At 51.4% G+C, this 13963-nt stretch carries 11 protein-coding genes; 6 read left to right on the forward strand and 5 right to left on the reverse strand.

Features of this window, described 5'->3' with window-relative positions; translation table 11 throughout:
- Positions 1-2: 2 nt before the first annotated feature.
- Genes ACEVG1_RS14085 through ACEVG1_RS14100 form a run of 4 tightly spaced genes read left to right on the forward strand, consistent with a single transcriptional unit; the run spans position 3 to position 4041 of the window.
- Entirely contained in the window at positions 3-1412 is a 1410-nt protein-coding gene (locus tag ACEVG1_RS14085; RefSeq protein WP_374744383.1) for a bifunctional UDP-3-O-[3-hydroxymyristoyl] N-acetylglucosamine deacetylase/3-hydroxyacyl-ACP dehydratase, read from the forward strand.
- Entirely contained in the window at positions 1409-2203 is a 795-nt protein-coding gene (lpxA, locus tag ACEVG1_RS14090) for an acyl-ACP--UDP-N-acetylglucosamine O-acyltransferase (RefSeq protein ID WP_374744384.1), read from the forward strand. Before ACEVG1_RS14085 ends, lpxA begins: the two co-directional genes overlap by 4 nt.
- Entirely contained in the window at positions 2204-2827 is a 624-nt protein-coding gene (locus ACEVG1_RS14095; RefSeq protein WP_374744385.1) for an ATP-binding cassette domain-containing protein, read from the forward strand.
- Between the two features lie 2 nt (positions 2828-2829).
- Positions 2830-4041, forward strand: coding sequence for a glycoside hydrolase family 76 protein (locus tag ACEVG1_RS14100; protein ID WP_374744386.1), 1212 nt, complete (start codon positions 2830-2832; stop codon positions 4039-4041).
- Between the two features lie 7 nt (positions 4042-4048).
- On the opposite strand, the gene ACEVG1_RS14105 is transcribed toward ACEVG1_RS14100, so the two are convergent.
- The 4 genes from ACEVG1_RS14105 to ACEVG1_RS14120 are packed head-to-tail and all read right to left on the reverse strand — an operon-like array spanning position 4049 to position 7075.
- Positions 4049-4549, reverse strand: a complete 501-nt coding sequence (locus tag ACEVG1_RS14105) for a phosphoheptose isomerase (RefSeq protein ID WP_374744387.1) — start codon at positions 4547-4549, stop codon at positions 4049-4051.
- 23 nt (positions 4550-4572) lie between these two features.
- On the reverse strand, positions 4573-4734 hold the full coding sequence (locus ACEVG1_RS14110) for a FeoB-associated Cys-rich membrane protein (RefSeq protein WP_374744388.1): 162 nt from the start codon (positions 4732-4734) through the stop codon (positions 4573-4575).
- Position 4735: 1 nt separating this feature from the next.
- Positions 4736-6820, reverse strand: coding sequence for a ferrous iron transport protein B (feoB, locus tag ACEVG1_RS14115; protein WP_374744389.1), 2085 nt, complete (start codon positions 6818-6820; stop codon positions 4736-4738).
- 3 nt (positions 6821-6823) lie between these two features.
- The gene (locus ACEVG1_RS14120) at positions 6824-7075 is read right to left on the reverse strand and encodes a ferrous iron transport protein A (RefSeq protein ID WP_374744391.1); all 252 of its coding nucleotides are present in this window, start codon (positions 7073-7075) and stop codon (positions 6824-6826) included.
- Positions 7076-7215: 140 nt separating this feature from the next.
- Between ACEVG1_RS14120 and ACEVG1_RS14125 the strand changes: the two genes are divergently transcribed.
- Together ACEVG1_RS14125 and ACEVG1_RS14130 are read left to right on the forward strand one after the other, a co-directional pair.
- Positions 7216-9435 (forward strand): helix-turn-helix domain-containing protein, encoded by a 2220-nt coding sequence (locus ACEVG1_RS14125; RefSeq protein WP_374744392.1) that lies wholly within the window; start codon positions 7216-7218, stop codon positions 9433-9435.
- 46 nt (positions 9436-9481) lie between these two features.
- Positions 9482-12367, forward strand: a complete 2886-nt coding sequence (locus tag ACEVG1_RS14130; protein WP_374744393.1) for a DEAD/DEAH box helicase — start codon at positions 9482-9484, stop codon at positions 12365-12367.
- On the opposite strand, the gene gltX is transcribed toward ACEVG1_RS14130, so the two are convergent.
- Positions 12348-13880 carry a glutamate--tRNA ligase gene (gene gltX, locus ACEVG1_RS14135; protein ID WP_374744395.1) on the reverse strand — a complete coding sequence of 511 codons (1533 nt, stop codon included), beginning with the start codon at positions 13878-13880 and terminating at the stop codon, positions 12348-12350. The genes ACEVG1_RS14130 and gltX overlap by 20 nt on opposite strands.
- Positions 13881-13963 lie beyond the last annotated feature (83 nt).

Raw genomic sequence — 13963 nt, forward strand, 5'->3', positions numbered from 1 at the left:
GAATGAACGTAAAACAACGCACAATCAAATCAGAGATCGTCATTTCAGGGGTAGGGCTCCACACCGGAAAGCCTGTAACCATGACCTTAAAACCCGCCCCGGAACACCATTGGTACAAGTTTAGACGGATCGACCTTGAAAACCAACCGGTGGTTCTTGTGGATGCCGACAACGTAACGGATACATCCCGGGGAACAACGATATCGCAGAATGGCGCTCGCGTAAGTACCATTGAACACCTCATGGCAGCATTGGTGGGCCTTCAGATCGACAATGTGCTCATCGATATCGATGGCCCGGAGGTGCCGATCATGGACGGTAGTTCCGCACCCTTTGTGAAAGCTATTGAAGAAGCCGGCTATGTAGACCAGAATGCAGACCGCGACTACTACGAGATACCGCATAATATACACCATACGGAGCCTGATCGGAAAGTGGAGATGGTCGCCATGCCGCTCGACGGGTACCGTTTTACATGCATGATCGATTTCAATTCGCCGGTATTGGGGAGCCAGCATGCGTCTATCAGCAGTATCGATGAATTTTCCAAAGACATTGCGACGTCCCGTACGTTCTGTTTCCTCCACGAGTTGGAAATGCTACTGCAGAACAACCTCATCAAAGGAGGCGATTTAAACAACGCGATCGTGGTGGTGGATAGGGAAGTGAGCAAGAACGAGCTGCGGCATTTGGCCAAGCTCTTCAACCGGGAAGACATCGATGTTGCAAAAGAAGGGATATTGGACAATATTGAGCTGCGCCACCAGAATGAGCCCGCCCGCCATAAGCTGTTGGATATGATCGGCGATCTGGCGTTGGTAGGCCGACCTATTAAAGGCCATATCATGGCCGCAAGACCCGGACACGCGGCCAACGTAGCCTTCGCTAAAAAGATAAAGGCGCAGATCAAGAAGGAAAAGAGCCGTAAATACGCCAAGGTATACGATCCAAACATGCCTCCGCTGTATGACACGGTGCAGATCATGGATATTCTTCCGCACCGGCAGCCGTTCCTGATGATCGATAAGATCCTGGAGCTTACCAAAACGCACGTAGTGGGATTAAAGAACGTCACCATGAACGAGGATTTGTTTATGGGGCATTTTCCCGGCGCCCCTGTTTTTCCCGGGGTGTTGCAGATAGAAGCCATGGCTCAAACAGGCGGGGTATTGGTGTTGAGCACGGTACCCGACCCTGAAAATTACCTGACACTGTTCCTGAAAATCGAAAATGCGCGGTTCAAAGCACAGGTAAATCCGGGTGATACCATTATCTTCCGATGTGATTTGTTAGAACCCATCCGCAGAGGAATTGCCCAAATGAAGGGCGTAGGCATGGTTGGTGAGAAAGTGGTGGTAGAGGCCGAACTGATGGCCCAGATTGTAAAAGTTAAAGAGAGCCAAGCGTCATGATACAGCCGTTAGCATACATACATCCCCAAGCCAAGATTGCGGGGAATGTGGTCATTGAACCTTTTGTGACCATCCACAAGGACGTGGTCATCGAAGAAGGTACATGGATTGGCTCTAACGTGACCATCATGGATGGGGCCCGCATAGGTAAAAACTGCCGGATTTTCCCGGGGGCTGTTATTTCAGGTATCCCGCAGGACTTAAAGTTTGACGGAGAGGAAACCACGGCGGAAATCGGCGATAATACGACAATCCGTGAATGCGTTACGGTGAATCGGGGGACCAAGGATAAATGGAAAACGGTAATCGGCAAGAACTGCTTGATCCAGGCGTATAGCCATATCGCGCACGATTGCATCGTGGGCGACAATTGTATTTTCTCGAATAATAGTACCTTGGCTGGGCACATCACCGTGGGTGATTATGTCGTATTGGCGGGTATGGTGGCCGTTCACCAGTTTTGCCACGTCGGCTCCCATGCATTTATCGCCGGTGGATCACTGGTCCGTAAGGATGTGCCGCCTTTTGTAAAGGCAGCGCGCGAGCCGCTGGCCTATGTGGGTATCAACTCGGTAGGGTTGCGGCGACGGGGCTTCTCTTCCAGCCAAATCAACGAGATTCAAGATATCTACCGCGTACTGTTTGTCAAAAACAATAATTTGACCAAAGCGTTGGATATCATCGAAGCCGAATATAAACCCACGGAGATACGCGACGAAATACTCGATTCCATCCGGAATTCCAATAGGGGTGTGATGAAGGGATTCGGCCAAAGTAAGGGTGTACTTTAAATGATGGAAATTATTCTGGAAGACATTGGCAGACGGTTTAATCGCGATTGGGTCTTTCAGCATGTAAACTATCGTTTCATCACCGGCTTGCGTTATGCCGTATTGGGCCCCAACGGCTCGGGGAAATCCACCTTGTTGCAGGTCGTATCTTCGGCGTTGACACCGTCTGTCGGCCACATTACTTACCAAACTGGGGGCGTCACTATTGATCCCGACCGGGTGTACCAATACCTGTCGATCGCGGCACCCTATCTCGAATTGATCGAGGAGTTTACACTCGCCGAGCAGATCCGTTTCCATTTTATGCACAAGGCGTTCTTAAGCGGCTTCAACGGGCAGTCACTCATCGAATACATGGGACTGACGCATGCGCAGGACAAGCAACTCCGGTATTTTTCGTCGGGCATGAAGCAGCGGGTGAAATTGGGCTTGGCGTGCTGTGCTGATGTACCCATTGTGTTGCTGGATGAGCCAACATCCAATTTGGACGAAGAAGGTATAGCCTGGTACCTGCAATTGGTGGAGCAAACCGTTGCCGGCCGGCTATTGTTGGTGTGCTCCAATCAGGAACGGGAATACGGCTTTTGCGACCATACGATTACGATTACAGATTATAAAGCATGACGATGCCATTTAATAAGATGATACTGCCGTGCGCTGCGTTTATGGCCGTGCTACTGGGTATGGCTTACGCAGGTGCATCCGGCGGGGTGGGCAAGGATAGCTTATCGCAAGACAATCAATCGGTAGTACGGGCCGATGCGTTGACCGAACTGGTCTATCATCGGTATGGGGTGGAGGGCTCGCCATTACTCCGTGAAAACTATCCGGACGACCGGGCCTATCGCGCGGACTACCTGGCCGAGGGAGCCGAGGGGGCACCGAATGCCTACTCCTACTTATGGCCGTTTTCGGGAATGCTCTCGGCAATCGGTGCCCTGTTCGAGGCGACGGGCGACAAGCGTTACCTCGAGATGCTGGATAACCGGATACTGCATGGCCTGGATCGCTACTATGACGATAGCAGATTACCGGCGGGTTTCGCTTCTTACGTGCGAAGCGAAGGCCAATCAGACCGGTTTTATGATGATAACATCTGGCTGGGCATCGACTTCGCGGAGCTTTACCTGTCGTCTGGCGAAACGCGGTACCTGGATAGGGCAAAGGTGATATGGAAGTTCGTAGCAAGTGGCGAGGATGCCGTTCTTGGAGGTGGTATCTATTGGTGCGAGCAGAAAAAGACATCCAAAAATACCTGCTCAAATGCGCCTGCGGCCGTATTCGCTCTCCGGATGTTTGAAGCTACCCAAGACCGTATGTATATGGAGGCCGGCAAGCGGTGGTACGACTGGACCAAGCAGTATCTGCAGGACCCTACGGACGGTCTGTATTGGGATAATGTGAACCTGGAGGGTAAGGTAGACAAGCGGAAATACCCGTATAACAGTGGGCAGATGCTCCAAAGTGCAGCCTTGTTGTACCGGTTCACCAAGGATAGCAGCTACCTGCACGATGCCCGGCGCATCGCAGCGAGCGGTTATCAGTATTTCTTTGAAGCATTTACACCGCCCAATGGCAAGTCATTCCGCCTGCTGAAACGCAGCGATAATTGGTTTATTGCCGTAATGATGCGCGGTTATGTCGAACTGCGGCGCGTGGATGGTGATGAACGCTATATGAATGCATTTCGCGAGAACCTGGATTATGCATGGGACCATGCCCGCGATGCCAACGGCCTTTTCGGTAAAGACTGGAGCGGCAGGAACCAACGCGCACGCAAATGGCTGCTGGACCAAGCAGCCATGGTAGAGATGTACGCACGGATAGCTAGTTTCTGACGGCTAGCTACCTTCCAAAGTCATCCTGTACCCGTACGATGTCTTCCTCATCGGACGGATTGTTGGCATCCGTGTGTTGCCAGATTTCGGCCAATACACCCCACTCATCTAAGCCTACGAGGCGGTGGCGCTCACCTTGGTTAAGCCGGATCACGTCGCCCGGATGGAGGAGTTTCAGTTCGTGCTCCTCATCGGTATCGCTCGTTACCACACCCACTACACCCTTTACCACTTGCCAGATTTCCGCGCGGCGGTGGTGGTATTGCCAAGAAAGGCGTTTGCCGGGCGCAACGACGAGTATCTTAGGGCTTAATTTTCCCGAAATTTTCAATTCCTGCACGTCGAGCCCGTTGAAATAGGTGTTGGCAAACTGCTGGGCCTGCGACTCTTCGATGACGAAGAAACCACCCCAGGGCCTGGTCTGGTCTTGTTGTACCACTTGAAAGCCTTGATCGTTCAATACAGCTTCTATTTCGTTGAAGAGTGCTTCCTTTGCTTGGTAAGTCATGGGTTATCTATTACGCCGTTAAGTTAATATGTTGCTTTTTTTGGTTGTTCACTGAAATCGCAGCCGCACCCTTTCGAGCAAGTCTGTTTTCCCTTGATCGATTTCCGGGTACGCCGGATTAAAAAAAACACGGCAGCCACGAACAAGGCACTGATAACAATATATTGAATCGTGATGCTATCCATGTTATTTCAATAGTTGGTACGCCACTAGCGCAGCAAGGTACGCAAATCCCGTCATAAATGCCAACTGGATAATGGTCCATTTCCACGAGTTGCTCTCCTTACGTACGATAGCAATGGTGCTCATGCACTGCATGGCAAAGGCGTAGAATAGCAGCAATGATATGCCCGATGCGAAATTGTACGCTGGTTTACCAGTATGGGGATTAATCTCTCCTGCCATGCGCTCCCGGATGGTGAGCTCATCATCGGTTCCGCCCAGGCTATATACGGTAGCCATGGTACTCACAAATACTTCGCGGGCTGCAAACGAAGCGATGAGTCCGATACCCATTTTCCAATCGTAACCCAATGGCTCGATAGCGGGCTCGATAAACCGCCCCAATGTGCCGAGGAAGGAGTATTCGAGCTTTTGTGATTGTATTTCGTTTTCCAGTTCCTCTGCAGACATTGCAGGGTTTTCCAAGAGCACAAGTTGTTCCGCATCTGTAAATCGGTCGTTTATGCCGAATGAGCCCAATACCCACAAAACGATACTGATGGCCAGAATGATTTTACCGGCACCCCAGACAAAACCCATGGTTTTTTCCCACACATGGAGTGCAACGTTCCGTAATACGGGGAACCGATAGGTAGGCATTTCGAGGATTAGGAAACTCTTGTAGTTCGACTTGAGCCACAGCTTAAGTAACCAGGCACTCCCCAAGGCCGCCAATAAGCCGAGTACGTACATACCGAACAATACGAGCCCTTGAAGGTCCAACCCGAGCACACGTTCCTGTGGGATAACCAGCCCGATGATGACAATATAGATGGGCAACCGTGCGGAGCAGGTCATGAACGGTGTTACCAATATGGTAATCAGCCGTTCTTTGTCGTTTTCGATGGTGCGTGCCGACATGACGGCGGGGATGGCACAGGCAGCCCCCGACATCAAAGGAACAGCGCTTTTACCGCTTAACCCAAAAGGCTTCAGCCACCGGTCCATCAAGTAAACCACCCGGCTCATGTAGCCGGATTCTTCCATCAGCGCAATGAAGATGAACAGGATGGCAATCTGTGGGATGAAGATGACAATGCCGCCGATACCTGCGATGATGCCATCGGTAAGCAGCCCATTGATAGGGCCTTCGGGCAACCGTTCGGCTGTATAGCTGGCTAACCAAGCAAACCCGTTGTCGATGGCGTCCATGAAGGGTCCCGACCAAGTATAAATCGCTTGGAAGATGAGTAATAGGAGCCCGAAGAAAATGACGTATCCCCACACGGCGTGAATAAGCAGCTTGTCTAGCCGTTGGGTAAAATGTTCCCTTTTTTTTGCCGGGTCTTTAACGATGTGTAGCAGGTCACGGTCCAGCTTGGCGTGCCTCGCCATCGTCTCCTGGATTTGCAACCGGTGCGGGTTGAGCCCATGTTCTTCTCGGATAGCCTCAATGGCGCGGTCCGCCACAGCCTCGTGAGCGATATGGTGCTTTTGTGAAAGCGATAACCATGCAAGGTAATCGTTGCCCTCGCCCGTCTGTTCTTTTACCCGTTGGATGGCAGCGTGGTATTCGTCGGGGATGGCGAACCCCTGTGCCGCGTAGCCAGGCGTAAACGAAAGCGCCGCTTTTAGTTCGTCTATCCCCTTGCCCAAGCGGGCGTCGGTGAGGATAACCTTGGTGGCCAATAAGTTCTCCAGTTTTCCGGTATCGATGGAAAGCCCCGCCTGTTCAGCTTCGTCGACCATGTTGACCACGAAAATGGCCGGAACGCCCATGTCGCGTATCTGTTGATATAGGAATACGGCCCTTTTCAGGTTGAACGGATCGCCGATCACCACGGCCAGCGATGGGTGGTTGGCATTGGTTTTGTCGGCCAGTACGTCATAAACGACCTGTTCATCCAGCGATGAAGGATGTATACCGTAAGCGCCGGGTAAATCGATGACGTGGTATTTGGTGGTACCTTCGGTAAAACTCCCGGTTTTTTTCTCTACCGTGATACCCGGATAGTTGCCTGTTTTTTGGCGTAAGCCGGTTAGCTTATTGAACAACGTAGACTTACCCACGTTGGGGTTTCCAACCAGCGCAATTTTTGTTTCCGTCATGGTCTATGCTAGGGGTTCGATGAGAATGAGGTCAGCTTCGGTGCGGCGGAGTGCTACCCCGTTGGGGTTGCCTTTGATGTGCAGGCAAACTGGGCCGCTTAATGGCAGGCGCTGTTTCATGGTGAAAACAACCCCCGGCAATAGCCCCATTTCGTAGATCTTGAGAGGGATTTCGCCGGAGGCGTAGCCAACAATCGTTGCTGTTTCTCCCTTTCGTAACTGGCTTATGGTCTTATGTTGGGCAATTGCGTGCATGGTCGTAAATAATCGCCAAAGTTAGTAATTTATAATCAATCTAGGTAGTTTGCTCCATATTTGTTCCGGTGGACGAGGGGGGCGGAGGTTCGGCTTTTTTCATTACCTTTGACAAGTCACGCTAAAACCGGCGTCTCGAAATGACAGGGTTAGATATACAAAACACGGCTTTTACGCAGGCGGTATCTTTTGTAAACCATACCAACCGCAATATTTTTCTGACCGGCAAGGCTGGGACCGGAAAAACCACGTTTTTGAAGTATATCCGGCAGCACAGCTACAAGAAGATGGCCGTGGCGGCACCTACGGGCGTGGCCGCAATGAATGCCGGTGGAACCACCCTTCACTCCCTTTTTTGGTTGCCGTTTGGTCTCTATATCGAGGACTACGAGCTGGCATGGAACGATGACGACAGCCATATTTACAACCGCCGCCGCCTGTTTGGCAAAGTGAAGCTGACGAAGCAACGACGCGCGTTACTGCGAGAAATAGAGCTACTGGTTATCGATGAAGTATCCATGTTGCGGGCCGATACATTAGACGCCATTGATACGATTTTGAAGAGTGTACGGCGGGATGCCCGTCCGTTTGGCGGTGCACAACTCCTTTTTATCGGCGATATGTACCAATTGCCGCCCGTGGTGAAGGAGCGGGAAAGGGAAATCATGGCACACTATTACCCAAGCCCATTTTTCTTCGATGCCAAGGTGTTGCGCGAACAGCCTCCCGTGCTTCTTGAACTGAAGAAAATATATCGGCAGCGTGAGCAGACATTCATTGATATCCTTAACGATATACGCAATAATTGCTGTACGCCGCAGCAACTGGACGTACTCAACAGTTATTACAAACCTGACTTCGTGCCACCACCCGACGAGTCTTACATCACACTTACCACTCACAACAATCGAGCGGATGCTATCAATAAGCAGGAACTCTCAGCACTTCAGGGAAAGCCGGTTGTACTGCAGGCCAAGGTGGCAAACGATTTCCCGGAAAGCCTGTATCCCGCGGAGATGGAACTGACGTTAAAAATGGGGGCGCAAGTGATGTTTATCCGCAACGATAGCGGTGAGGAACGGCGTTATTATAACGGCAAAATCGGTTACGTGAAACACATCGATTCGGCCGGCGATAGCTTGGTGGTGGAGTTTAAAGATAGCGGTGAGGCCGTGGAAGTAAAGCGCGAGGAATGGGAAAACATCCGATATAGCTACAACAAAACCCAAGACAAAGTGGAAGAAGAGGTATTGGGCACCTTTGCGCAGTTCCCGTTGCGGCTGGCTTGGGCCATTACCATCCACAAAAGCCAAGGGCTTACATTTGACCGTGCCATCATCGATGCAGGGGCTTCCTTTGCTGCGGGGCAGGTATACGTGGCGTTGAGCCGGCTGCGTACATTAGACGGCTTGGTACTGCATTCGCGGATTCCACCGCACAGCATCCGTACCGATCACCAAGTAACCGGTTTTTCGAGCAATACCGTGGCCGAAGAGGAAATGGCGTCGCTATTGGAGGCCTCCCAACGTAATTATATAGGCCAGCTGCTCCTGCAAGCATTTAAATGGGATAATGTTGTCGAAACGGTGACCACCCAACGGACGGACCTGCCTACCCGCAACATCGCGGACCAAGAAGAAGCGATGCGGTTTGTCGAAGCTGTGTGCTTCGCGTGCGAAGCGCTGATGGAAGTAGCCAACAAGTTCCGCAACCAGTTGAACGGCTTACTCCATAAAAACGGGCAAACGGATTACTTCCAAATACATGAGCGTATAGCCAAAGCCACGGCGTGGTTTTTACCGCGGATAGACACCCAATTGATGGAAGCATTGGAGGGGCACATCCGCAGTTGGGCCGTCAAAAAGAGGACCAAGAAGTACGTTTCAGAAATGAAAGAGTTGTTGGTTGATTTCAAGCGAAAAAGGGAGCAATTGCGGCAATGCGCCGTCATTGCCGAGGCGTTGGCAAAAGGAGACGCGCTGCATGACATCATGGCCAGGTCGGCTACGCTTACCACCATAGCCATTACTCCTGAGGAACTACCCACTACCGTGAATGCTGGTAAACCGGTCAAGGGGGCTACGAAGCAAATCAGCTTCGATCTTTTCCAGTCGGGCAAAACCATCGACGACATCGCTACGGAGCGCGGCTTAACGAAAGGCACCATTATCGGCCACCTCACCGGTTTCATTGGCAAGGGCGTTGAGGCTGCCCAATTGATGGACACCACCAAGCTCGCTGCCATCCAGGATGCGCTCCGGGAAAACCCGGACAAATCTTCTTCGGCAATCCGTACGCTATTACGCAATCAAGTGGAATTCTATGAGATTCGCATTGCCCAGGCGTCCATTGTCCGCTAGTTTGTGTATCTTTACTGCTTTTATTTTTTGACGCTACCGTTGTTAGATGCAGCAAGTTGATACCACGCAACCGCATGAACTGATATACTCGCTCTGCGAACATCCCTATTTGGGTTACTTGATAGAGCCACACGTGGTGCAGCTCAACCCGAATGGCGGCTATTCGTTGACGCATCGGCGTATTTTTAGCCACACGGCGATAGACTACGCCCCCATCCTGGACGATGTGGACTATAAGCTAATCAAGCTGTTGGAAGAGATGGAGCAAACCAACGTCATCAAGCGCTACCACAAGAAGCCAATACGCCCCATCGATTTTTTCGCGAAATATTTCGATCAGAAGTTTCTTGATTATATACGGCCGAAGATCGAGGCGCGTTTATTGCAGGCGTTCGAATTGCTCGGTAACAAGCCGCTATTCCTGATGAGCAAGGATGGATATGCCGCTGACCAACCGATCGCGATTGCACCCCAGCCGGCTTCGGTGCTGTTTCATTTCAGGCGCAACGAAGAAGAGACCCGTTACTTCCCCACCATCAAGTACAACGGGCAACGCATCGAGTTTATGTATAAAGATGCCCAGGTAGTGGTTAACCAACAGGCGTGGCTGTTGCTGGAAAATGTGCTCTACCACTTTGACCAGCCCTTGGAGGGGAAAAAACTATCGCCGTTTTTGCAAAAGCGCTACATCGCTGTAGCCCGTTCCACCGAGCGTAAATATTTTGAGACGTTTGTGCGTGGATTGATTGAGAAACACCACGTATATGCCGAAGGCTTTGAGATTGAAACACATCAGCATAACGCGATGCCCATCATCAAACTGCTCTATGTAGAAAATGGTGCCTCGCAGTTGCAGCTGCATTTCCGCTATGGCCCTTATTTGTTCGCCTCCGGCAGTCAGAACAAAGTTACGGTACGGATGCAGTATGATGAACTTGCAGATTACTACACATTCCATCGGATCAGACGGTCGTTGCAGTGGGAAGACAAGCAGATGCAGGAATTGCTTGCCATGGGGCTGCATAAGCCTACTGCACTTTTTAGTAATCTTGAGCCATCTGTCAATGGGTCTGGGGGCGTATCGGCGATGGACTGGCTACGCGACAACAGTGAAAGGCTTCGCCAGCGTGGTTTCGAAATTGTACAGGACGACCCGAACAAACGGTTTTTTTTCGGGCGCACCGAACTTAACCTGTCGGTGGAGGAACAAAACGACTGGTTTGACGTACGCGCAACCGCCCGTTTTGGTGAATACGAAATTCCATTTAGCCAGCTGCGTAACCATATCCTCACCAATACGAAGGAGTTCGTGTTGCCCAACGGCGAAATCGCTATCATACCTGAGGAGTGGTTTGCTAGGTACAACCATCTTTTTCAGTTCTCGCAAGATAAGAAAGGCATCCGGTTAGGGAAATACCACGTAGGGCTGCTCAATGATATTTCCGAACATACCGCATTGACCATGGACCGCAAAATGGAACAATTGGCCGGTTTCGATGCCATCGAAGACGCCGAAGGGCCACATCAGTTTGCCGGTCAGCTGCGACCCTATCAGCAGGCCGGTTACAACTGGTTCCATTTCCTGCAAAAATACCGTTTCGGAGGGTGTTTGGCAGATGATATGGGGTTGGGAAAGACCATCCAGACGTTGGCATTGCTACAAAAGCAAAAAGAAACAGTATCCGTTGGAACGGGGCCCTTAACATCGCTCATTGTTATGCCCACTTCGCTGGTGTACAACTGGGAAAACGAAGCAGCAAAGTTTGCTCCCGAATTACGGATACTAGTACACACGGGAATCGGCCGTACCAAGGAACCGGCGTTGTTCGGGCAGTATGACCTTGTGATCACTACCTATGGCATCGCTCGTATAGACGAGGAGCTGTTGAGTTCATTTTATTTCAATTACATCATCCTCGATGAGAGCCAACTGATCAAAAATCCTTCATCCAAATCGTTCAAGGCGGTCAAAGGGCTCAAGGCAAAACACCGGCTGGTACTAAGCGGTACGCCGGTAGAAAATTCGGTAGCAGACTTATGGGCGCAGATGGCTTTTTTGAACCCCGGCCTGCTGGGTAGCTACCGGTATTTCCAGCAGGAATTTGTGCAGCCTATCGAAAAGAAGAAAGATGATGAGAAAGCGCGGCGCCTGCAGGCGATGATCAAGCCATTTGTACTGCGGCGCACCAAGAACCAAGTGGCTACCGAGCTTCCACCCAAGTCCGAACAGGTGTTTTACTGCACCATGGGTGAGGAGCAGGCCGAGTACTATGAGCGTGTAAAATCCGAATACCGCAACGCGATATTGGAAAACCTGGGTGATGAAAAAGCCAAGCCTCCCCAGATCGCGTTATTGCAGGGCCTTACCAAGCTCCGGCAGTTGGCCAATCACCCCGCCATGGTAGATGCCACCTTCCAGGGTGAGTCGGGTAAATTCGAAAGTGCCATACATACCCTCGATACGGTACTGCAGCGGGGCAATAAGGTACTTGTGTTCTCCCAGTTCGTTAAGCAGTTGGTGCTCTTCAAACAGTATTTCGATAAGCATGGGATAGGGTATGCCTATCTCGACGGTGCAACAAAAAACAGGCAGGAAGTGGTGCAGCAGTTCCGTGAAGATAAAGATACCCGCCTGTTCCTTATTTCTATCAAGGCCGGTGGCGTAGGGCTCAACCTCGTGGAGGCAGACTATGTTTTTATCCTCGATCCATGGTGGAACCCCGCCGTAGAGCAACAGGCCATTGACCGCACCCACCGCATCGGCCAGACACGCAATGTGTTTATCTATAAATTCATTACCAAGGGCACGGTGGAAGAAAAGATACTCGCCCTGCAAAACCGAAAGAAGACCATCGCAGACACGCTCATTACCACCGAGGAAAGCTTTATCAAGTCGCTCTCGCGCGAGGATATCAGTGAGCTGCTTGGGTAAATGCTTCCAATCCGATTTTCATGCGGGCCACGGTTTCCTCGCGGCCCAAGCTGGCGGCGATATCGAACACGTGTGGCCCGAACTTGCCGCCCACCAGCATGATGCGAAATGGCAGCATCAGTTCGCCCATCTTCATGCCCGATGCTTGGATGGCGAGTTTATAAAAACTTTCCAGCTCAGCGCTATGCCACGGATCGAAGTTTTCCAGTTTGGCAATCATATCCAAGAAGAACGCCGTTTTTTCCGAGCTCCAACGCGGTTGCACGGAAGCAAGGTCATAGCCGTCGGGGCGTTTGAAAAAAAACGATGCCTGTTCCCAGAAGTCCGGGAGGAACGTGAGCCTGTCTTTGACGAGGGCCAACACATCGGCGAGATACTTGTCATTTGCGTCGCGGATACCGTTGTTCGCCAATAATGCATTCAGTCGCGGCAGGATGGCTTGGTCGTCACTCCGCTTTATCCATTCGTGGTTGAACCATTTGGCTTTTTCAAAATCGAACTTCGCCCCCGCTTTACTGATTCGCTCCGTGGAAAATTTTCCGATGAGTTCGTCGAGTGTAAACAGTTCCTGGTCGGAGCCATCATTCCAGCCCAGTATGGCCAGCAGATTGACGAACGCTTCGGGGAGGAAGCCCATTTCGCGGAAGCCTTTCGTGATGGTGCCGGTTTTCGGGTCTTGCCAATTCATGGCGTACACCGGAAAACCGAGCCGGTCGCCATCCCTCTTGCTCAGCTTGCCATTGCCGTCGGGTTTGAGGATAAGGGGCAAATGTGCCCACTGTGGCATGGCTTCGCGCCAACCGAGGTATTCCCATAGGAGGATATGTACGGGAGCCGACGGCAACCACTCTTCGCCACGGAATACATGGCTAATGGCCATCTGGTAGTCATCTACCACCACGGCCAGGTGGTAGGTAGGCATGCCATCTGCTTTGAGGAGTACCTTATCATCGGTCAATGACGAGTCGAAGCTCACGGTGCCACGTATCATGTCGTCTAGGCTGATGGTTTCATCGATGGGCATCTTGATACGGATTACGTAAGGGTGGCCTGCATCCAACAACTGCCGGGCTTCGGCGGGGGAGAGGCTGAGGGAGTTGCGTAGTTGCAGCCGATTTTCGTGGCTGTACCGGAAGTTGGGGTGCAGCTTGCGCTGCGCGTCCAGCTCTTCGGCGGTATCGAACGCATAGTATGCATATCCATCGGCCACAAGCTGTTCGGCATATTGACGGTAAGATGGTTTGCGGTCACTTTGGCGGTAAGGGCCGTAATCGCCGCCATGTTCGGGGCTTTCGTCTGGCTCGATGCCGCACCACGCGAGGCAATCCTGTATATACGCCTCCGCACCGGGCACAAACCGAGTTTGGTCGGTGTCTTCGATCCGTAACACAAATGAGCCGCCATGCTGGCGGGCAAATAAGTAGTTGAATAATGCCGTACGTACACCGCCCAAATGCAGACCACCAGTGGGACTGGGGGCAAAGCGTACCCTTACCTTCTTATTGAAATCCATGGTGCAAACTTAGATAAATTTATCAAAAGTTATCAGTCCCCCTGTTGCCTTTGGCCACCTGTTTTTGGAACGGAAACACAAAA

The sequence above is a fragment of the Parapedobacter sp. 2B3 genome (assembly GCF_041925275.1).
Taxonomy (GTDB): Bacteria; Bacteroidota; Bacteroidia; order Sphingobacteriales; family Sphingobacteriaceae; genus Parapedobacter; species Parapedobacter pyrenivorans_A.

Bases quoted from the DNA above. Each gene is read 5' to 3' on its own strand.
- ACEVG1_RS14110 (WP_374744388.1), bottom strand. From the start codon at position 4,734: ATGGATAGCATCACGATTCAATATATTGTTATCAGTGCCTTGTTCGTG.
- feoB (WP_374744389.1), bottom strand. From the start codon at position 6,820: ATGACGGAAACAAAAATTGCGCTGGTTGGAAACCCCAACGTGGGTAAG.
- ACEVG1_RS14100 (WP_374744386.1), top strand. From the start codon at position 2,830: ATGCCATTTAATAAGATGATACTGCCGTGCGCTGCGTTTATGGCCGTG.
- ACEVG1_RS14085 (WP_374744383.1), top strand. From the start codon at position 3: ATGAACGTAAAACAACGCACAATCAAATCAGAGATCGTCATTTCAGGG.
- ACEVG1_RS14120 (WP_374744391.1), bottom strand. From the start codon at position 7,075: ATGCACGCAATTGCCCAACATAAGACCATAAGCCAGTTACGAAAGGGA.
- ACEVG1_RS14125 (WP_374744392.1), top strand. From the start codon at position 7,216: ATGACAGGGTTAGATATACAAAACACGGCTTTTACGCAGGCGGTATCT.
- ACEVG1_RS14095 (WP_374744385.1), top strand. From the start codon at position 2,204: ATGATGGAAATTATTCTGGAAGACATTGGCAGACGGTTTAATCGCGAT.
- ACEVG1_RS14130 (WP_374744393.1), top strand. From the start codon at position 9,482: ATGCAGCAAGTTGATACCACGCAACCGCATGAACTGATATACTCGCTC.
- gltX (WP_374744395.1), bottom strand. From the start codon at position 13,880: ATGGATTTCAATAAGAAGGTAAGGGTACGCTTTGCCCCCAGTCCCACT.
- lpxA (WP_374744384.1), top strand. From the start codon at position 1,409: ATGATACAGCCGTTAGCATACATACATCCCCAAGCCAAGATTGCGGGG.
- ACEVG1_RS14105 (WP_374744387.1), bottom strand. From the start codon at position 4,549: ATGACTTACCAAGCAAAGGAAGCACTCTTCAACGAAATAGAAGCTGTA.